The 17,638-nt window shown below is 68.2% G+C and carries 16 protein-coding genes and 1 other RNA gene; 10 read left to right on the top strand and 7 right to left on the bottom strand.

The window, feature by feature from the left end:
- Nucleotides 1–60: 60 nt before the first annotated feature.
- On the top strand, nucleotides 61–1,521 hold the full coding sequence (locus ACTQ49_RS04425) for an RNB domain-containing ribonuclease (RefSeq protein ID WP_441826631.1): 1,461 nt from the start codon (nucleotides 61–63) through the stop codon (nucleotides 1,519–1,521).
- 13 nt (nucleotides 1,522–1,534) lie between these two features.
- An RNA gene (gene rnpB / locus ACTQ49_RS04420) (RNase P RNA component class A) lies at nucleotides 1,535–1,942 on the top strand.
- 48 nt (nucleotides 1,943–1,990) lie between these two features.
- On the opposite strand, the gene ACTQ49_RS04415 is transcribed toward rnpB, so the two are convergent.
- Nucleotides 1,991–4,192: a multicopper oxidase family protein gene (locus ACTQ49_RS04415; protein ID WP_441826630.1), complete on the bottom strand. Its 2,202-nt coding sequence runs from the start codon at nucleotides 4,190–4,192 to the stop codon at nucleotides 1,991–1,993.
- A gap of 227 nt (nucleotides 4,193–4,419) precedes the next feature.
- Nucleotides 4,420–5,271: a type I methionyl aminopeptidase gene (map, locus tag ACTQ49_RS04410; protein ID WP_441826629.1), complete on the bottom strand. Its 852-nt coding sequence runs from the start codon at nucleotides 5,269–5,271 to the stop codon at nucleotides 4,420–4,422.
- A gap of 26 nt (nucleotides 5,272–5,297) precedes the next feature.
- Here map and ACTQ49_RS04405 point away from each other — a divergent pair, with 26 nt between their 5' ends.
- A complete protein-coding gene (locus ACTQ49_RS04405; RefSeq protein WP_441826628.1) occupies nucleotides 5,298–5,549 on the top strand; it encodes a hypothetical protein in 252 nt (83 codons plus the stop codon).
- A gap of 50 nt (nucleotides 5,550–5,599) precedes the next feature.
- Here ACTQ49_RS04405 and ACTQ49_RS04400 read toward each other — a convergent pair whose 3' ends face one another.
- A complete protein-coding gene (locus ACTQ49_RS04400; RefSeq protein ID WP_441826627.1) occupies nucleotides 5,600–6,532 on the bottom strand; it encodes a DUF2510 domain-containing protein in 933 nt (310 codons plus the stop codon).
- Between the two features lie 143 nt (nucleotides 6,533–6,675).
- Here ACTQ49_RS04400 and ACTQ49_RS04395 point away from each other — a divergent pair, with 143 nt between their 5' ends.
- Together ACTQ49_RS04395 and ACTQ49_RS04390 are read left to right on the top strand one after the other, a co-directional pair.
- On the top strand, nucleotides 6,676–7,977 hold the full coding sequence (locus ACTQ49_RS04395) for a glutamine synthetase family protein (RefSeq protein ID WP_441826720.1): 1,302 nt from the start codon (nucleotides 6,676–6,678) through the stop codon (nucleotides 7,975–7,977).
- Between the two features lie 70 nt (nucleotides 7,978–8,047).
- Nucleotides 8,048–8,683: a DUF1707 SHOCT-like domain-containing protein gene (locus tag ACTQ49_RS04390; RefSeq protein ID WP_441826626.1), complete on the top strand. Its 636-nt coding sequence runs from the start codon at nucleotides 8,048–8,050 to the stop codon at nucleotides 8,681–8,683.
- 49 nt (nucleotides 8,684–8,732) lie between these two features.
- Here the strand turns inward: ACTQ49_RS04390 and ACTQ49_RS04385 are convergent, their stop codons facing one another.
- Complete coding sequence (locus tag ACTQ49_RS04385; RefSeq protein WP_441826625.1) at nucleotides 8,733–9,509, bottom strand: sterol carrier family protein; 777 nt, start codon at nucleotides 9,507–9,509, stop codon at nucleotides 8,733–8,735.
- Between the two features lie 208 nt (nucleotides 9,510–9,717).
- Between ACTQ49_RS04385 and ACTQ49_RS04380 the strand changes: the two genes are divergently transcribed.
- The 3 genes from ACTQ49_RS04380 to ACTQ49_RS04370 all read left to right on the top strand — a co-directional run bounded on the left by ACTQ49_RS04380 (nucleotide 9,718) and on the right by ACTQ49_RS04370 (nucleotide 13,982).
- A complete protein-coding gene (locus tag ACTQ49_RS04380) occupies nucleotides 9,718–12,708 on the top strand; it encodes a bifunctional [glutamine synthetase] adenylyltransferase/[glutamine synthetase]-adenylyl-L-tyrosine phosphorylase (protein ID WP_441826719.1) in 2,991 nt (996 codons plus the stop codon).
- The gene (locus ACTQ49_RS04375; RefSeq protein WP_441826624.1) at nucleotides 12,705–13,457 is read left to right on the top strand and encodes a decaprenylphospho-beta-D-erythro-pentofuranosid-2-ulose 2-reductase; all 753 of its coding nucleotides are present in this window, start codon (nucleotides 12,705–12,707) and stop codon (nucleotides 13,455–13,457) included. Before ACTQ49_RS04380 ends, ACTQ49_RS04375 begins: the two co-directional genes overlap by 4 nt.
- A gap of 72 nt (nucleotides 13,458–13,529) precedes the next feature.
- Nucleotides 13,530–13,982, top strand: coding sequence for a MarR family winged helix-turn-helix transcriptional regulator (locus ACTQ49_RS04370; protein ID WP_441826623.1), 453 nt, complete (start codon nucleotides 13,530–13,532; stop codon nucleotides 13,980–13,982).
- Nucleotides 13,983–14,101: 119 nt separating this feature from the next.
- Here ACTQ49_RS04370 and ACTQ49_RS04365 read toward each other — a convergent pair whose 3' ends face one another.
- From ACTQ49_RS04365 to rpmG, 3 genes are all read right to left on the bottom strand, one after another.
- A complete protein-coding gene (locus ACTQ49_RS04365; protein ID WP_441826622.1) occupies nucleotides 14,102–16,255 on the bottom strand; it encodes a glucose PTS transporter subunit IIA in 2,154 nt (717 codons plus the stop codon).
- A gap of 286 nt (nucleotides 16,256–16,541) precedes the next feature.
- The gene (rpsN, locus tag ACTQ49_RS04360) at nucleotides 16,542–16,847 is read right to left on the bottom strand and encodes a 30S ribosomal protein S14 (RefSeq protein WP_441826621.1); all 306 of its coding nucleotides are present in this window, start codon (nucleotides 16,845–16,847) and stop codon (nucleotides 16,542–16,544) included.
- Nucleotides 16,847–17,014 carry a 50S ribosomal protein L33 gene (gene rpmG / locus ACTQ49_RS04355; protein WP_441826620.1) on the bottom strand — a complete coding sequence of 56 codons (168 nt, stop codon included), beginning with the start codon at nucleotides 17,012–17,014 and terminating at the stop codon, nucleotides 16,847–16,849. Before rpmG ends, rpsN begins: the two co-directional genes overlap by 1 nt.
- A 134-nt stretch (nucleotides 17,015–17,148) precedes the next feature.
- Here rpmG and ACTQ49_RS04350 point away from each other — a divergent pair, with 134 nt between their 5' ends.
- Together ACTQ49_RS04350 and ACTQ49_RS04345 are read left to right on the top strand one after the other, a co-directional pair.
- Nucleotides 17,149–17,418, top strand: coding sequence for a type B 50S ribosomal protein L31 (locus ACTQ49_RS04350; protein WP_441826619.1), 270 nt, complete (start codon nucleotides 17,149–17,151; stop codon nucleotides 17,416–17,418).
- Nucleotides 17,415–17,591 (top strand): hypothetical protein, encoded by a 177-nt coding sequence (locus ACTQ49_RS04345; RefSeq protein WP_441826618.1) that lies wholly within the window; start codon nucleotides 17,415–17,417, stop codon nucleotides 17,589–17,591. The genes ACTQ49_RS04350 and ACTQ49_RS04345 overlap by 4 nt, the downstream gene beginning before the upstream one ends.
- Nucleotides 17,592–17,638: the final 47 nt, after the last annotated feature.

The raw sequence follows: 17,638 nt of genomic DNA, 5'->3' as shown, positions 1-17,638 counted from the left end.
GAGGGAATCCGGCTTGCCGGAATGACCATCCGCCGACCGCCCGCCACCTGAGGAGACCACATGCCAGCACGACACATCAGGATCGTCCAGCAGGTGCCCGAGGCCATTCGGGCCGGGATTGATCGTCTGCGCGACGAGCTGGAGGTGCCGCGGGACTTCCCGTCGGACGTGCAGCGCGCCGCCGAGGAAGCGGCCATTCGTGGCGTCGATCCGCAGGTCTGGGGCCTGGGCGACCGCATCGATCGCACCGACCTGCCCTTGGTGACCATCGATCCCGAGGGATCGATGGATCTTGACCAGGCCCTGTTCATCGAGCGAGCCGATGACGGCTATCGCGTCTGGTACGCCATCGCCGACGTCGCGGCCTGGGTGGAGCCGGGTGGCGCGGTGGACCTGGAGGCGCACCGCCGCGGCCAGACCTTCTACGCTCCGGCCGAGCGGGTGCCGCTGCATCCCAGCGTCCTCTCGGAGGGAGCCGCCAGCCTGCTGGCCGACGGGAAGCCGCGCCCCGCCCTGCTGTGGCAGGTGGAGCTCGACGCCGATGGTGCGCAGCGTTCGGCCACGGTGCAGCGGGCCATGGTCACCTCGCGGGAGAAGCTGACCTATGCCGGTGTGCAGCAGATGCTGGACGACGCTCAGGCGCCCGAATGGCTGCTTCTGCTGCGTGAGGTGGGCCAGCTGCGCCAGCAGCAGGAGATCACCCGGGGTGGCGTGAGCCTGGACCTGCCGGAGCAGGAGATCGTCGCCGACGGTGACCAGTGGCACGTCGAGTTCCGTTCCCCGCTGCCGGTGGAGGGGTGGAATGCCCAGATCTCGTTGCTGACCGGCATGGCGGCCGCGGGGATCATGCTGGAGGCGGGCACCGGTGTGCTGCGCACGCTGCCGCCGGCCGAGCAGCGTGACGTTGATCGGCTGCGCGGCATCGCGAAGGGCCTGCGGATCAGCTGGCCGGGATCGATGGACTATCCGGACTTCGTCCGCTCGCTCGACGTGAGCAAGCCCACTCATCTGGCCATGATGACCTCCTGCACGCGCCTCTTCCGCGGCGCCGCCTACACGGTGCTGGACGAGGAGTCCGTGGGCAAGAACCTCAAGCACAATGCGCTGGCCGCCAACTACGCCCACTGCACGGCGCCACTGCGCCGTCTGGTGGATCGCTATGTCGGCGAGATCTGCGTGCACCTGTGTGCCGGCAGCCCCATCCCTGAGTGGGTGCTGACGGCGCTCCCGGCCCTGCCCGACGAGATGCGCGCCAGCGACCAGCGCGCCAAGAAGTTCGAGCGCGGCATCGTGGACCTGGTGGAGGCGCTGGTGCTGTCCAGTCATGCCGGCAAGACCTTCACCGGAACCGTCGTTGACTATGATTCCAAGAAGGGCGAGGGCACCATCTCGATCGCAGAGCCGGCCACCGAGGCCCGCTTCCGGATGAAGGGCATCGCCCTGGGCGACGAGATCACCGTGCGGGTCAAGGATGCGGACCTGGAGCGCGGCGTGGTCACGTTCACACCGGCCGGGTCGTAGACTGGACGACGGACGAGTTCGCCGGGTGGCCGCGACGGGAGTGATCCCGTCGAGGAAAGTCCGGGCTCCACAGGGCAGGGTGGTCGGTAACACCGACCCGGAGTGATCCGCGGGACAGTGCCACAGAGAACAGACCGCCAGTGGCCATCCGAGAGGGTGGTGGCTGGTAAGGGTGAAACGGCGGTGCAAGAGACCACCGGCAGCCCAGGTGACTGGGCTGGCCAGGCAAACCCCACCCGGAGCAAGACCAAGAAGACCCATTGCGGTGGGTCGCGGACGTGATCGAGGGCTGCCCGCCCGAGCGTCCGGGTAGGTCGCACGACGCGAGTCGAAGGCGTCTGGCAACAGGCGTCGTAGATGGATGGTCACCCATCGCGGGCAACCGCGAGGACAGAACCCGGCTTACAGGCGGACTCGTTCCCCAGACAGCACGATGGCCCCGGTCCACTGGATCGGGGCCATCGTCGTGTCACATCTCGTGCGTGCCGTGGTGGTCCATGTCGGCGGGCTGGCCGTCCTGCCACGGGCCGACGCGGAAGGGCCGCATCATCTCGTTGTCCTCGTGCTCCAGCAGGTGACAGTGCCACATGTACTGGCCGGCGGTGGTGAACTTCATCCGGATCCGGATCATCTCGCCGGGGTAGACGAAGACGGTGTCCTTGCGGCCGGTCTCACCCGGCTCCAGCGGAACCTGCGGCCCCATGGTCATCTGGCCGGTCTCCCAGTCGTAGTGCACCATGCGGCGTTCGATGACCTCGAAGGTGGTCTCGTGGACGTGGATCGGGTGGGGGACCGGGGCGTCCTGCACCAGGTTGTAGATCTCCCAGTCCTCCACGTCGCCCACGGCCGGGTTCTCGGTGACGGGATCGCCCCACATGGTGCCGGTGATCTTCATCTGGCCGCCGGGGGTGCCGCTGAGCACACCGAGCATGGTGTGGGAGGCATAGGGGGCCGGGTCGGTTCCCACCTGGTGGAAGCTCATGGTGGTGGACAGGCGCCGTGTCCGCACGGGGGCGGGCAGCTTGGGGACGGCTCGCATCTGGAGATAGCGCCCCGGGGTGGTGGTGTCCACGCTGGTGGGCGGCACCACGTCGAAGGCCATCACACGGCCGGTGGTGGCGGGATCGGCCGGCGGGAAGACCACGTCGCGCTCGGCAAAGGGATAGAGCTTCACGCGCGGCGTCTCGCCATTCTCGGCAGGGCGGCCGCCCGGGAAGAAGGCGTCAGGGCCCACATTGCGCAGGATGTGGCGGCCGGTCGGGACGCGGGTGAAGTCGACGAGCAGCTCGACGCGCTCGGCTGGGGCCAGCATCACGCGGTTGGCCTTCCAGCCAGGCAGCGCCGAGACGTTGACGGCGCGGTCCAGCATGCCGCCGTCATTGCCGGTCTGCCAGACCTCGACGCCCGGGATGCCCCGGAAGTCCAGGTAGAGCGTGCGCGAGCCGCAGCCGTTGAGCACCCGGAAGCGGTAGCGGCGCTGTTCGACACGGTGGAAGGGCCAGGTCTGACCGTTCACGATCAGGGTGTTGCCGAAGAACTCCGGCACCCAGTTGGGGGCGATGCCCGGGGCCTCGGGGTAGTACGGGCCCTGGTAGTTGTCGAAGAAGGCGCGCGAGTCGGGGTAGAAGAGCGAGCCGTCGGCATTGAACGAGCGGTCCTGGATGGCCAGCGGGATGTCGTGCCCGGGGTTGGGCGAGCTCTTGAGGTATTCGTCGCGCTCATTGAGCCACGGTGCGATGGCGGTCCGGCCGGTCCGGGAGTCCAGGACGTCGTCATTGGTGCCGCGCACCAGGTAGAAGTTCGTGGCGCCCGAGTAGACATTGAGGCGGGTCAGGCCCATCGCGTGGTCGTGGAACCACAGGGTGCTCACCCGATTGCCGTTGGGATAGGTCGCGACCTGCTGCCCGTCGCTCCACACGACGCCCGTTTCGCGGCGTGCCTTTGCGGCCAGGAAGTCCCACCACCGGCCGTGTCGGGCGTGGCCGGCGGGGATGTTGCGGGCATTGGGCAGGTACCACGCCTCGGAGTAGCCGTCGGAGTGGTCCTTGACGCCCACGGCGCCGTGCAGGTGCGTGACGATCGGCACCGGGCCGGTGTAGGAGGTGTACTGCGTGGTGGGGTCGGTGTAGTTCTCCGGGCGCACATAGCGACGGCCGGTGTAGTCCGGCTTCATGTCGGTCATCCGCATGCCACCGGCGGGCTCCTGGGGCACATTGGCCCAGTGCAGGGTGGGATCGACGGCGAACAGGTGGGGCAGGTAGTTGCCGTTGGCGTCCACCAGGTCATTGGTCCACTTGATGCGGACCGCGCCGCCGGCACGGGCCAGGATGGTCAGCCCGGGGGCATGGAAGCCGCGGCCGTCGTCATAGCTCGGTCCGTAGCCCCACACCGTGGTCTGCGGCATGCCCGTCGGCAGCATCTGCTGACGGAACTGGCGCAGGGACATTTCGTAGTAGTCGGTTGCGCCGTAGTTGGTCCAGGTTCGATTCCAGCAGGGGGCGATCTGTGGCACCACCAGCCGGTTGCGGAACTGCGGGATCTGGGTGGCCGGCAGGCTCCCTCCGGGAATCCCCTCGGCCACGGCCTCGGGCAGACCGAGCGCATTGGTGGTGTAGAGCGTCATGGCCCCGGCTGCGCTGGCGCGCAGGAAGGTGCGACGAGACATGGTCATGTGGATCTCCCCCGAGAAACGGCCATGTGGTCGTGTGACCACGGGGGAAGTATTTCGGGAGTTTCGTGCCCCCGTGGCTGCGCGACGCGACATCGTCGCGCGCCCCAATGCCCCGATCCCTTGCATGCTTCGAAATGCCCCGGGGCCACAGGATGGGGTCAGCCCCGGGGCGATTCCGCGAAACTTCAGGAAAGGATCGTCGGCAGGCGGCGCCGTCGGTCCAGCCGTCAGTCCAGCCGGGTGATGATCTCCGCGCCGTCAGGGGTGATGGCGATGGTCTGCTCGAACTGTGCGACGCGGGAGCCGTCATTGGTGACCACGGTCCACCCGTCGTCCCACTGGTGGCTGCGGTAGTCGCCCAGGCAGAGCATCGGCTCGATGGTGAAGGTCATGCCCACCTCCATCGGGGTGTCGAGGCGCGGCTCGTCGTAGTGCAGGATGACCAGGCCGGAGTGGAAGGCGGTGTGCACGCCGTGGCCGGTGTAGTCGCGCACGACGCCGTAGTCGAAACGCTTGGCGAAGCTCTCGATGACGCGGCCGATGACGCTGATGGGGCGGCCGGGGCGGCACATCTTGATGGCCCGGTTCATCGCCTCCTGGGTGCGCTCGACGAGCAGCCGCGACTCCTCGTCGACGTCGCCACACAGGAAGGTGTAGCAGTTGTCCCCGTGCACGCCGTCCTTGTAGGCGGTCACGTCGATCTTGACGATGTCACCGTCCTCCAGCGGGCGGGCGTCGGGGATGCCGTGGCAGATGACCTCGTTGACGCTGGTGCAGATGCTCTTGGGGTAGCCCCGGTAGCCCAGCGTGGACGGGTAGGCGCCGTGGTCCAGCATGTATTCGTGGGCAATGCGATCCAGCTCGTCGGTGGTCACGCCGGGGGCGACGGCCTTGCCGGCCTCGTGCATGGCTCCGTGGGCGATCCGCCCGGCCTCACGCATCTTCTCGATGATCTCCGGCGACTGCACATTGCTGCCCATGTACGGTTGGGGAGCAGGCCTGTCAACGTACTCGGGACGAACGATCGAGGACGGAACGGCCCGACGAGGGCTGATGGCAAAGGGCTTGATGACAGTCACCCGAGCAGTCTAGTCAGGAGGCAATCATGGCCGAGCGTGAGCAGTGGTACTGGTCCCTGAGGCAGCACCGCGTCGTCGGTGAGGGCGAGGAGAAGGCGGAGGACCGCCTGGGCCCGTACCGCACGCGTGAGGATGCAGAGAAGGCCATGGAGCACGTGGCCGAGCGCAATGACCAGTGGGTCACCGATCCCCGCTTCAACGATCCCGATGAGGACGAGGACGAGGAGAAGGACGACGAGCCGCGCGTCCGCTTCGACGGGAGTCCGATCGAGGACTGAGGATCACCCCTGGCGTCGGCTCGGTCAGGACCGGGTCGGCGCCCGCTGCGTCACTCCGGGCGCATCCGGCTGATCGAGTCGTCGATCTCTGCCAGGGTCTCGGCGTCCCCGATGGTGGCGGAGCTGACGAAGACGCCCAGGGATTCGGGGGAGCCGGTGTCCACGACGATCACGTCGATCACATCCCCCTCCACCTGGGGCAGGTCCGGCATCTCCACGTAGACCTCGCTGCGCAGGTGCCAGCCCTTCTTACCGTCGATGTCGACGGCCTTGCTCTGCAGGTCCTTGCGGCCGATGAAGCCGGAGTAGTAGCCGGAGGTGGCAAAGCAGCTCATCATCATCCGGGCGCTGTTGCGGGGCTCCTCGAAGCCCTCCGCGACCGGAAGTGCCCCGACCGCCTGCACCGAGAACCAGCGGGTGCCCAGGGGCGAGGAGTAGATGGTCTTGGTCTGGGCCTGCAGGTTCTCCGTCCACGGCAGCAGGAAGGTGGAGCGGGTGGCCTCGTCCCAGCCGCCCAGGCGGGGAATGACCAGCCCGCCGCCGTGCAGCTCGTCGCCCTGGATCGGCAGGACCGAGCCGCTGTCCATCGGGCACTTCACCATGGCGCCGCCCGTGGGGGCCGGCTCGCTGATGCCCGACGGTTCCGGGGTGGGTGGTGAGGTCTCGTCCCAGACCGGCCCCTGGGGCGAGGAGCTGTTGGTGTCCTCGGGAACGGCCTTGAAGCCACCGTCGCCGCGAAAGAACAGGGCCCAGACCAGCAGGGCCAGGGCAAGCACCACGGCGATGCCCACCAGCAGGCCGCGGTTCGACGAGTTCTGGCCGCCGGAACCGGAGGCGCCGCCAGCGAAGGCCTGGGGCTGCTGCCCCGGGCGCGGGGCAGAGGCAGGATCGCCAGTGGTCTCCGCAGACCACGAGGTGCCGTCCCAGTAGCGGAAACGGCCCGGTGTTCCTGCAGGATCCGGGTACCAGCCAGGCATCGACATGACCCCAATCCTAGGTCTCCTCGCAATCCGTGCCCGGCAGGTGCGGTGCCGCGTCCCGTCGGCAGGTACCCGTAACCCGCCTGAAACACGATCCTTGGCAGACTGGGGCCATGGACAGGCAGACAGAGTACGTACTGCGCACGATGGAGGAACGCGACGTCAGGTTCGTCCGGTTGTGGTTCACCGACGTGTTGGGCTTCCTGAAGTCCGTTGCCATCGCCCCGGCCGAGCTCGAGGGCGCCTTCGCGGAGGGCATCGGCTTCGACGGGTCGGCCATTGAGGGTTATGCCCGCATCTACGAGTCGGACATGGTGGCCCACCCGGATCCGTCCACCTTCCAGATGCTGCCGTGGCGCACCGAGGCGAACACGGCTCGCATGTTCTGCGACATCTCGCTGCCCGATGGATCCCCGAGTTTCGCCGATCCGCGACACGTGCTCAAGCGTGCGCTGGACAAGGCCTCGGAGATGGGCTTCACCTACTACATCCACCCGGAGATCGAGTTCTTCCTGTTCAAGGAGCCCGTGCTTCCGGGCGTCGAGCCCACCCCGCTGGACACCGGCGGCTACTTCGACCACACCACACTGGGCGACGGGACGGACTTCCGTCGCGATGCCATCCAGATGCTGGAGCAGATGGGCATCAGTGTGGAGTTCAGCCACCACGAGGCAGCCCCCGGGCAGCACGAGATCGACCTGCGCTATGCCGATGCGCTCACCATGGCCGACAACATCATGACCTTCCGGGTGGTGATGAAGGAGGTGGCCGTCAGCCAGGGCATCCAGGCCAGCTTCATGCCCAAGCCCTTCACCCAGCACGCTGGCTCCGGCATGCACACCCACATGAGCCTCTTCGAGGGCGACAACAATGCCTTCTACGACGCCTCGGACGCGTACCGACTCTCGCGGATCGGCAAGCAGTTCGTCGCGGGGCTGCTGCACCATGCACCGGAGATCACCGCGGTCACGAACCAGTGGGTCAACTCCTACAAGCGGCTGGCGGGGGAGGGTGAGGCCCCGTCCTACATCTCGTGGGGTCGCAACAACTCCACCGCGCTGGTGCGCATCCCGATGTTCAAGCCGGACAAGTCCTCCAGTGCCCGCATCGAGCTGCGCTCGCTGGACTCCGCCACCAATCCCTATCTGGCCTATGCCCTGACCCTGGCGGCCGGTCTTTCCGGCATCGAGCACGAGATGGAGCTGCCCGACGAGGTGATGGAGGACGTGGAGGCCCTCACCGCCCGTGAGCGCCGGGCCATGGGCATCAGGAGCCTGCCGCGCAACCTGGACGAGGCCATCCGTGAGATGGAGAACTCGGAGCTGGTGGCCAGCACCCTGGGGGAGCACGTCTATGACTTCTTCCTGCGCAACAAGAGGGCGGAGTTCGACTCCTATCGACGGCAGGTGACGGCCCACGAGCTGGCCACCCTGCTGCCCAGGCTCTGAGGCCTGACGGTTGGCTTCTGCCGGGGACGGATCGGCCGGTCCCTGACCTGTCCGGCCCTAGGCTGGACGCATGGATCAGGAGGGGCGCCTGCCGCGCCTGCGAGCCGGTGACAGTGACCGCGAGGCCGTCGTCGCGCGCCTCTCGGATGCCTACCAGGCGGGAATGCTGAGTCTGGACGAGTTCAGCGAGCGGACGGAGCGGGCCTGGGGCTGCGTGCACCTGGACGAACTGTCAGAGCTCGCCGCCGACCTCCCCTCTGCCAGCAGCACGCCTGGCCAGGCGCTGCAGCGGAGCCACGGCGCGCTGCCGGCCACTGGTGGCCCCAGGGTCACGGACCAGGCTGGCCTGCCGGTGACGATCGGCATCATGTCCGGGACCGAACGGTCTGGCCTGTGGGTGGCTGGTGGGACGCACACGGCCGTGGCGATCATGGGCGGCGTCACCCTGGACCTTCGCGAGGCGCGTTTCAACCAGCAGTCCACGACGATCTACGCGGTGGCCATCATGGGCGGGATCGAGGTGATCGTGCCGCCCGACGTGGCTGTGCGGATCCAGGGACTCCCGGTGATGGGCGGCTTCGGCATGGAGGGCCCAGCGATCAACCCGTCCACCCTGCCACCGGATGCTCCGGTGGTGACCATCACGGGCGTGGCCTTCTGGGGCGGTGTCGGGGTGCGTCGCCTGGACTACGGCGAGGACGACTGACCGGGACGACTGGCGAGGAGGACTGGTCAGGGTCAAGGCCCGTGCGGCGTCAGCCCGCGATGTGCTGAAGGGGCACGACGGGCAGCATCCGTTCCAGCGCACGGTAGTGCGTGCCGGAGGCCGTGGCTCGGGCCTGGTCCAGAGCCTCGTCGAGGGTGGTGAGTCCGGTGGCCAGACGCAGCCAGGTCAGCTCGTCGGTCTCCACCACATTGGGCGGGGTGCCCCGGGTGTGTCGCGGACCCTCCCCGAAGGCACCCACCTGGACGGCGCTGGCCGGGGGGATCCGCACTTCGATGGTCTGTCCGGCGAAGCGCTCACCCAGCGCCTGCGAGAGCAGACGCACGCACATCCGCAGCGCAGCGGGCTGCAGGGTTCCCCGGCCCGAGGAATCGGCGATCACGGCCAGCTCCACGAGCGTGGCGCGCAGGTAGTCCACCGTCAGGCTCTGCCCGAACTGGGTGTTCACGCTCATCGGCAGCGGGCCCTCGACGCTGGCCTGCAGGGTTGCCGCTCGAGCGGCGGCCAGCCGCTGCAGCACCGCTGGCGAGTTGTTCTCGGCCAGCTCCCGGGTCAGCTCGTCGAGCGGGCGGACCCGGTTCTCGTTGCGCACCAGATCGCGGTTCTCGAGCAGGTGCGTCCAGCGTTGGGCGCGGGAGGTGGTGGGGTTCTCGATCACCTGCAGCAGGTCGTCGAGGAGCACGACGACGCGGGCCCGGGCCAGCGGGTGCATCGAGATGTCTTCCTGGCTGAGCACGCGACACTGCCCGACGACCACCTCGCAGGTGGTGCGCAGGGTGCGATCGCTCCGTGCAGCCATGATGCTCATGCTCCTGATTCTTTGTCACGTGGGTTTCCATACAGTTACCCCGACATGACCTGCAGACGAATGAGAAATCCTCATCTTCCCTCATCAAACCGCATTTGGGGACTGGTTTCGAGCTGCAAGCAGTGCTAGTTCGAACGGTCTCCACCCTGCGGGGTGAGGTCCGGTGGGGGCATGATGGTTTCCGGTGAGCGACGAGCAGGAGGAATCGATGCGGATCTCCACGACACCGGGGGAACTGGCCCGTCGGGGCTTCCTGGAGGTGGACCAGTCCCTGGTGGCCCTGCGCGCCATCGGTGAGCGGGGCCGGATCGGCGCGCTCGGCGGTGATGGCGCGCAGGACGTCACCGAGTTCCTGCGTCGCTTCGACCAGACTGCAGACCCGGACCTGGCGCTGCGGGGGCTCGACCGGCTGGACGAGTGCGAGGACGCATCGGTGGCGGAGCTCCTGGCCAGTGTGCTGACTGACGAGCCCGCTCAGGCCAGACTGCTGGCCGTGCTGGGTGGCTCGCAGGCGCTGAACCAGCACCTGGTGGCCCATCCCATGTCCCTGTCCGTGCTGCGCAACGGGCCGGAGCGGCATGACGCGCAGCGGATCCGTGAATCGGTACTGGCGGCCATCGGCGCGGACCCGCGGGCCGAGGTGCCGGTGGCGGACGGTCAGCGCGCCGCAGATGCGCTGCGGCTCGCCAACCGTGACCAGCTGGTGCGCATCGCCGCCCGCGACCTCACCAGTGATGACCCGTCGGCCGTGGTGGATGACATTGCCGCTGAACTCGCAGATCTGGCCGATGCGCTGGTGGACGGCGCCCTGGCCATTGCCCGTAGCCAGGTGCCGGGCCATGAGCACGTGCGGCTGGGGATCGTCGCCATGGGCAAGTGCGGGGCCCAGGAACTGAACTACATCAGCGATGTGGACGTCATTCACGTGGCCGAGCCGGCCGATGAGCAGACCACGTCGGCCGAGGCGGTGGCCATCGCCACCCGGTTGGCGGCCAAGTTGGCCCAGATCTGCTCGGCCCATTCGGCGGCCGGGTCCATCTGGCAGCTCGACGCGAACCTGCGTCCCGAGGGCAAGCAGGGGCCGCTGGTGCGCAGCCTGGCCAGCATGGAGGCCTACTACGGCAAGTGGGCCAAGAACTGGGAATTCCAGGCCATGTTGAAGGCCAGGGCCATGGCGGGGGATCGGGCGGTGGCGCAGCAGTTCGTCGAGATCGTGGGTCCCCTGGTCTGGCGCGCCGCGGAGCGGGAACACTTCCTGGCCGAGACGCAGGCCATGCGACAGCGGGTGATCAGCCTGCTGCCGGCCAACCAGGTGGATCGCGAGATCAAGCTGGGCCCGGGTGGCCTGCGCGACGTGGAGTTCTCCGTCCAGCTGCTGCAGATGGTTCACGGCCGCGCAGACGACCGTCTGCATGAACGCGGCACCCTACCGGCGCTCACGTCGCTGGTGGCTCATGGCTACATCGGGCGCAGCGACGGCGCTGAACTGGACGCCGCCTATCGCTTCCAGCGGGCGCTGGAACACCGGATCCAGCTCTACAAGCTGCGCCGCACCCACCTGCTGCCCGACGACGAGCGGGAGCTGCGTGTGATGAGCCGCGCCCTGCGGATGCAGGGCGGCCCAGAGGAACTGCTCAAGACGTGGCGGTCCACCAGCCGTCGCGTGCTGCGGCTGCACCAGCGGGTCTTCTACTCGCCCCTGCTGGCCGCGGTCACCAGCCTGCAGACCGACGAGCTGAAGCTGACCACCGAGCAGGCCAAGGACCGCATGCGGGTGATCGGGTTCAGCGATCCGGCGGCCGCCCTGCGCCACGTCGAGGCCCTGACGACCGGTGGCAACCGGGCCGTGGAGATCCAGCGCCAGCTGATGCCGGCCATGCTGTCCTGGTTTGCCGAGGGGCCGAATCCGGACCACGGCATGCTCAGCTTCCGGCAGCTCTCGGAGGCACTGGGCGCCAGCCCCTGGTACCTGCGCGCGATGCGCGACGAGGGCAAGATGGCCGAACGACTGGCGCGGCTGCTCTCGTCGAGCCGGTTCGCGGTGGACCTGCTGAAGCGAGCCCCCGAGACGGTCCGCTATCTGGCCCGGGACGAAGACCTGGTTCCCCGCACCAGGGAGGAGCTGGCGGCGTCGATGCAGAGCGCCGTGAAACGCTACGACGACTCGGACGAGGCGATCGCGGCGGTGCGCGCCGTTCGTCGCGCCGAGCTCTTCCGTCTGGTGGCCGGCGACATCCTGGACGTGGTCAGTCTGGATGACCTGGGCACCGGTCTGGCCGATCTGGCGGGCGCGACGATCGATGCCGCCCTGGCGGTGGCGCGACGCAGCATCCCGGATGCACCGGAGATCGGTGTGGTGGCCATGGGGCGCTGGGGCGGCCGCGAGATGGGCCCGGGCAGCGATTGCGACGCGATCTTCGTGATGGCCGACAGTGACGACCAGGAGGCGGGCCGCCGCGCCACGGCCCTCGTCGGGAAGCTGCGCACCATGCTGGCCGCCCGAGGGCCGGATCCGGCGCTGGAGATCGACCCGGACCTGCGCCCGGAGGGCAAGAACGGCCCGATCGTGCGCAGCCTGTCCAGTTTCCGGGCCTACTACGAGCGATGGTCGGTCACCTGGGAGGCCCAGGCGCTGGTCCGCGCCTCGCACGGCGCGGGCTCCGAGGAGCTCACGGGGGCCCTGTTGGAGATGGTGGCGCCGCTGCGCTATCCCGAGGGCGGGCTGGACCGGACCCGGCTGGCGGAGATCCGTCGCCTGAAGGCCCGGATGGAGACCGAACGGATTCCGCGCGGCACCGATCCCCGGCGCAACACGAAGCTGGGCCCGGGCGGGCTCTCCGACGTGGAGTGGACCGTGCAGGTCCTGCAACTGCAGCACGGCCACCGGCTGCCCTCGCTGCGCACCACCTCCACCATGGGCGCGCTTCATGCAGCCGTCGAGGAAGGGCTGGTGGAGGCTGACGACGCCCGATCGCTGGAGGACGCCTGGCGCCTGGCGAGCCGGTTGCGCAACAAGATCATGCTGGTGCGGGGCCGGGCGAGCGACGTGATCCCCAGTGACACCCGCGAGGTGGAGGCCATCGCCACCTTGCTGGGGCACGAGCGGGGCCAGGCGTCGATGCTGCTCGACGAGTACCGCCGTACCACCCGCCATGCCAGCCAGGTGGTCGACACCTACTTCTGGGGAGGGGACCGATGAGCGCGATCCTGCTGCTGGGCGGACGGTCCGGGATTGGCCTGGCCATCGTCGAGGAATTGCTGGCCGAGCACCCCGGTTCCGAGGTGGTGTTGGCCCGTCGCCCCCGTCCCGACGGTGGCGACGAGGATGCGGCGCTCGCCACCAGGCTCGGCGCGGCCGGTGCCAGCTGGGTGGAGGCGGTCGACTTCGATGCCGAGGCCCTGGGGGGCCACGAGGCCTTCGTCGACGAGGTCTTCTCTGGCCGTCGCATCAGCCATGCCGTGGTGGCCTTCGGCGTGCTGGGAGACCAGGAGGAGGCTTGGAGGCGGGTGGCGACGGCCCAACGGCTGGTGACCATCAATGCGACAGCGGCCGTCGGCATCGGCGTGGCCCTGGGCGCGGCGATGGCCGGGCAGGCAGGCGGCACGATCATCGCCCTGAGTTCGGTGGCGGGGGTGCGCGTGCGTCGCTCCAATTTCGTCTACGGTGCCAGCAAGGCGGCCATGGACGCCTTCTACCTGAACCTGGGCACCGCCCTGTCGGGCACCGGGGTGCGGGTCCTGGTGGTGCGGCCGGGGGCGGTGGCCACGGGGATGATCGCGGGCAACAAGCCGGTGGCCTTCACCGTCGAGCCCTGCGATGTGGCGCGCGCCACGGTCGCGGCCCTGCGCTCGGGCCGATCGGTGGTGCACGTGCCCAAGCTCTTCGGGCCGGCGATGGCGCTGGCTTCCCTTGTGCCACAGGGAATCTGGAAGAAGCTCCCGGTCTAGGCCAGAGTTCTCCCAAATAGGTGAAGGATCAACTATTTGGGCTTTTCATCACTGTCCACCACAATCGACGGTGTGACTTTCCACGAGCAGCCCGAACTCGATCTCGTCGAGACCCTCTGCGGTCTTGCGCGGGCGCTGCGCGTCACGCGGGAGGCGGACCGGCGGGCAGCCCCCGGGCTGGACGAGGGGCATCTGGCGCTACTGATCGACCTGCATGCCGGCCCACGCCGCATCGGTGACGTGGCGGAGATGGGCAATCACGAGCTGTCCACCGTCTCCCGCCGCATCTCGCGGCTGGTGGAGCGAGGGCTCGTCGAGAAGGTGGCCCAGGACGGCGACCGGCGGGTGCAGGTGGCGACGCTGACCGAGGCCGGCCGCCAGACCCTCAAGGACGTGCACGACCAGCGGCTGGAGCTGCTGGAGCAGGCCGTCTCCGGCTGGCAGTCCGACGAGGTGGCCACCCTGCATCGGCTGGCGCGCCGCCTCACTGACCAGCTCAATGAACCACTGGAGATCCGTCCCTGATCATGACCCCGGGAGATCCGTCCCTGATCATGAGCCGGGCGGACAGCTCCCGGGGCAGGATGCGACGAGGGCGGGTTGGGTCCAACCGGACCCAACCCGCCCTCGTGCGTGCTGGATGGTCAGGCGGCCGGCTTTGCCGACGTGCTGAGCAGACGGTCGCCCACCTGCACCTCACCGGTGGCCAGCTGGTCCACCGCGGCGAACTTCTTGGCATTGGTCACCAGCACCGGGGTGACCAGTGAGTAGCCGGCCTCCTCGATCACCGAGCGGTCAAAGGTGACCAGCGGGGTGCCGGCCTCCACCCGGTCGCCGCGGGCGACCTTGACGTCGAAGCCGCGGCCCTCGAGGTTCACGGTGTCGATGCCGACGTGGACCAGCAGTTCCACGCCGCTGTCCAGCTGGATGCCGAAGGCGTGCCCGGTCTTCTGGGCGACGACGATCTTGCCGGCGGCCGGCGCGTAGACCGTGTCACCGGTGGGATCGATGCCGACGCCCAGACCGACGGTGCCGGCGCTGAAGACGGGGTCGGGCACCTCGGCCAGGGGCATCACCCGGCCGGCCAGCGGGGCGGTCACCTCGGTGACGGTGCCGGGAACCATCGCGGGCTTGGGCTGCTTGGCGGGCTTGTCGGCCACTGCGGTGTCCGTGGCGGTGCCGGCAGCGGCTACGGTTGCCGCTCCCGTCGTTGCCGTGTCATGGCCGGCGACGGCAGCCCCGGGCACAGGGGCCGGTTCGATGCCGGACGCGGCGGCGAGCGGATCCGATGCGGCGGCCTGACGCTCGGCCAGCGCCTCGGCGCGCTCCTCCTTGGTCATGTAGCCACGAGCCATCACCGTGGCCATGGCGGTGAAGAAGGCGGCGGCGATGGCGACGACGTAGAGCATCATCGGCTTGAAGACCGGGATGGTCAGCAGGCTGGTGAAGACGAAGGCGTTGGTCTTGATGCCACCGGCGGCCAGGCCCAGAGCGCCTCCCACGGCGATCACCAGGCCGCCCACGAAACAACCCACCAGCATCGACGGGTAGATCCGCTTGAAGCGCAGGTGGATGCCGTAGAGCGAGGGCTCGGAGATGCCGCCCAGCAGGCCGGCGGCCAGGGCGCCGGAGGCGGTCTGGCGCATCACGATGTCCTTGTCACGCAGTGACAGGGCCAGCACGCCGGCGGTGGCACCGAAGCAGGCGAAGTTCCAGGCACCCATGGGGCCCTGGATGAAGTCATAGCCCAGGGTGTTGATGTTGACCAGCATCATGGCGTTCAGCGGCCAGTGCAGGCCCAGCGGCACCAGGAAGGGGTAGACCATCGGGATGATCAGGGCGAAGACGAAGGGGAAGTGGGTGTTGATGTAGGCCAGTCCTGCGCCGATCGTCGAGCCGAGCCAGACGCCGAAGGGGCCGATCAGGAAGGCGGTCAGCGGGATCATGATGAGCAGGCAGAAGAAGGGCACGAAGACCATCTGGAGGTTGGCCGGGAAGATCTTCTGCAGGAAGCGGTAGAGCAGGGCCAGGACGGCCACCATGATCAGCGGAACGAAGACCTGGCCGCCGTAGTTGGCGAGCTTCATCGGCAGGCCGAAGATGTGTGCGGTGCAGATGGGGTCACCGCCGAAGGAGGGCGTGACGCAGGTGGTGTTGGCAGCGTTGGCCAGCTTGCCGAAGTCGGGCGTCATCAGGGCCAGCATGATGGCGCCGCCGATCCACGGATCCACCTTGAGCTTCTTGGCGCCGTTGTAGGCCACCATGATCGGCAGGAAGTAGAAGACGCTGTTCCACATCGCATCGACGAAGACCCAGCTGGCCGACTTGTCGGCGGCGCGGAAGTCGACGATCTTCAGGGCGTCGAGGACCGCGGTGATGGCGATGATGAGTGAGGCGCCCAGCAGCACGCCCAGGATCGGGCGGAAGGAGTCGCTCAGGAACTCGAAGAAGGCGTCCACCTTGGCGTGGCTTCCACGAACGCCACCGGCGCGTGCCTCGGCCTTGATGTCCTCGGCGCTCTTGGTGGTCTTGGTGGCATTGCCGGCGCCCGACATCTCCGGCAGCGCCATGATCTCGCTGTAGGCATTGGCGACGGCACCGCCCATGACCACCTGGTAGCGGTCTCCGGACTGGGGGACCGCGCCCATGACGCCGGGGATCGACTCCACCTTCGCCTTGTCCACCACGGAGGCGTCGTTCAGCTCGAATCGGAGGCGGGTGGCGCAGTGCGTCAGGCTCTTGATGTTCCCAGGCCCACCGATCTGCTCGATGATCTGCCTGGCCTGTTCTGTGGCCATGGATGAATCCTTCGTTCGTGCGGGGTGTCACCCGCGATTCCCTGCTGGGACACGTCCGCGACGGACCATCGGCGGTCTCGTCGGGTGTCTTTCCGGCAGAAGTTACCCCACGCGCCGTGCTCCTGGGAATGGCGGGATCGAAGTTTGGGCAAATGTCTGTTTGGTTGGGTTTGGTGCTGTTCTTGGTCTGCTATGTCTCGCGCTTTCGTCACGCCGGGAGGGCCTCGTCGTCGCGTTGTGACGAGGCCGTTGATCCGGACATCGTGCGCCCGGGGCGTCCATGCGATCACCAGCTCGACGTCGTGATGCCGGGCAGCTCCCCGTCGTGCGCCATCTGGCGGAAGCGCACGCGGCTCACTCCGGCCTTGCGCAGGTAGCCGCGGGGGCGGCCGTCGACTGCATCGCGATTGCGCAGTCGCACAGGTGACGCGTCGCGGGGGAGTCGTTGCAGTGACAGCTGGGCGGCCTCGCGTTTCTCCTGGCTGGTCTTCGGATTCTTGATGGTCGCCTTGAGTTCGGCGCGGCGCTCGGCGAAGCGCGCGACGATCTCTCGTCGCTGTCGGTCCTTGGCGATCGTGGATGTCTTGGCCATCAGCGGGTCTCCTTGAACTCGACGTGCTGGCGGATCACCGGATCGAACTTGCGCAGTGTCAGGCGGTCGGGGTCATTGCGGCGGTTCTTCTTGGTGACGTAGGTGTAGCCGGTGTCTGCGGTGCTGCGCAGCTTGATGATGGGGCGCACATCGGACTTTCGTGCCATGGGGTCCTCCTTGTTGTTGGTTGGCAGTGGTTGTTTGACAGCGAGGCTGAAAATGATAATCATGCGCAATGCAACGTCAACCCGATGAACTCCACATCCGGGGTTCCAGCAGCACCAAGGGAGTGGATTCACCCATGAAGTCGTCCATCCATCCGGACTACGGCCCCGTCGTCATCCGAGACCGGTCGGCCAACCAGAGCTTCCTCACGCGCAGCACCCTGGTGGCCTCCCGGCCCGAAGGGCACCCCACTGTCGAGAGGCACGACGGGCGGGTACTGCCGGTGGTGGACGTTCAGATCTCCAGCGGCAGCCATCCCTTCTGGACCGGCCGCTCGCGCACCATCGACGCCGAGGGTCGGGTGGAGAAGTTCAACCGTCGCTACGGCCGCAAGCAGACCCGATGACGGCCGGCCGGTGGAATGGGGCGCGTCGCCGGACGCGGATCCTGGTCACCGGAGCCGACGCCCAGACGCGTAGCCGCATCGAGCGTGCCTTCCACGACGTGCTGCTCACCGAGCACGAGGTGGGCATGCCCGCCAGTGTCTGGCTGGGGCGGCCGGATGGGCTCGAGCCCTGATTGGGGGAGATCGAGTTGGGGGAGATTGCCTGGGGGGACTTCGAGCT

Source organism: Luteococcus sp. Sow4_B9 (assembly GCF_052116585.1).
Classification (GTDB): Bacteria; Actinomycetota; Actinomycetes; order Propionibacteriales; family Propionibacteriaceae; genus Luteococcus.
The sequence above is the reverse complement of the archived record's forward strand: the minus strand, read 5'-3'. Positions and strand labels throughout refer to the sequence as shown.

What these genes read in the sequence shown, in the direction of transcription:
- ACTQ49_RS04425 (WP_441826631.1), top strand. Translation starts at nt 61, where the DNA reads ATGCCAGCACGACACATCAGGATCGTCCAGCAGGTGCCCGAGGCCATT.
- ACTQ49_RS04415 (WP_441826630.1), bottom strand. Translation starts at nt 4,192, where the DNA reads ATGACCATGTCTCGTCGCACCTTCCTGCGCGCCAGCGCAGCCGGGGCC.
- ACTQ49_RS04405 (WP_441826628.1), top strand. Translation starts at nt 5,298, where the DNA reads ATGGCCGAGCGTGAGCAGTGGTACTGGTCCCTGAGGCAGCACCGCGTC.
- ACTQ49_RS04400 (WP_441826627.1), bottom strand. Translation starts at nt 6,532, where the DNA reads ATGTCGATGCCTGGCTGGTACCCGGATCCTGCAGGAACACCGGGCCGT.
- ACTQ49_RS04395 (WP_441826720.1), top strand. Translation starts at nt 6,676, where the DNA reads ATGGAGGAACGCGACGTCAGGTTCGTCCGGTTGTGGTTCACCGACGTG.
- ACTQ49_RS04390 (WP_441826626.1), top strand. Translation starts at nt 8,048, where the DNA reads ATGGATCAGGAGGGGCGCCTGCCGCGCCTGCGAGCCGGTGACAGTGAC.
- ACTQ49_RS04385 (WP_441826625.1), bottom strand. Translation starts at nt 9,509, where the DNA reads ATGAGCATCATGGCTGCACGGAGCGATCGCACCCTGCGCACCACCTGC.
- ACTQ49_RS04380 (WP_441826719.1), top strand. Translation starts at nt 9,718, where the DNA reads ATGCGGATCTCCACGACACCGGGGGAACTGGCCCGTCGGGGCTTCCTG.
- ACTQ49_RS04375 (WP_441826624.1), top strand. Translation starts at nt 12,705, where the DNA reads ATGAGCGCGATCCTGCTGCTGGGCGGACGGTCCGGGATTGGCCTGGCC.
- ACTQ49_RS04365 (WP_441826622.1), bottom strand. Translation starts at nt 16,255, where the DNA reads ATGGCCACAGAACAGGCCAGGCAGATCATCGAGCAGATCGGTGGGCCT.
- rpsN (WP_441826621.1), bottom strand. Translation starts at nt 16,847, where the DNA reads ATGGCCAAGACATCCACGATCGCCAAGGACCGACAGCGACGAGAGATC.
- rpmG (WP_441826620.1), bottom strand. Translation starts at nt 17,014, where the DNA reads ATGGCACGAAAGTCCGATGTGCGCCCCATCATCAAGCTGCGCAGCACC.
- ACTQ49_RS04350 (WP_441826619.1), top strand. Translation starts at nt 17,149, where the DNA reads ATGAAGTCGTCCATCCATCCGGACTACGGCCCCGTCGTCATCCGAGAC.
- ACTQ49_RS04345 (WP_441826618.1), top strand. Translation starts at nt 17,415, where the DNA reads ATGACGGCCGGCCGGTGGAATGGGGCGCGTCGCCGGACGCGGATCCTG.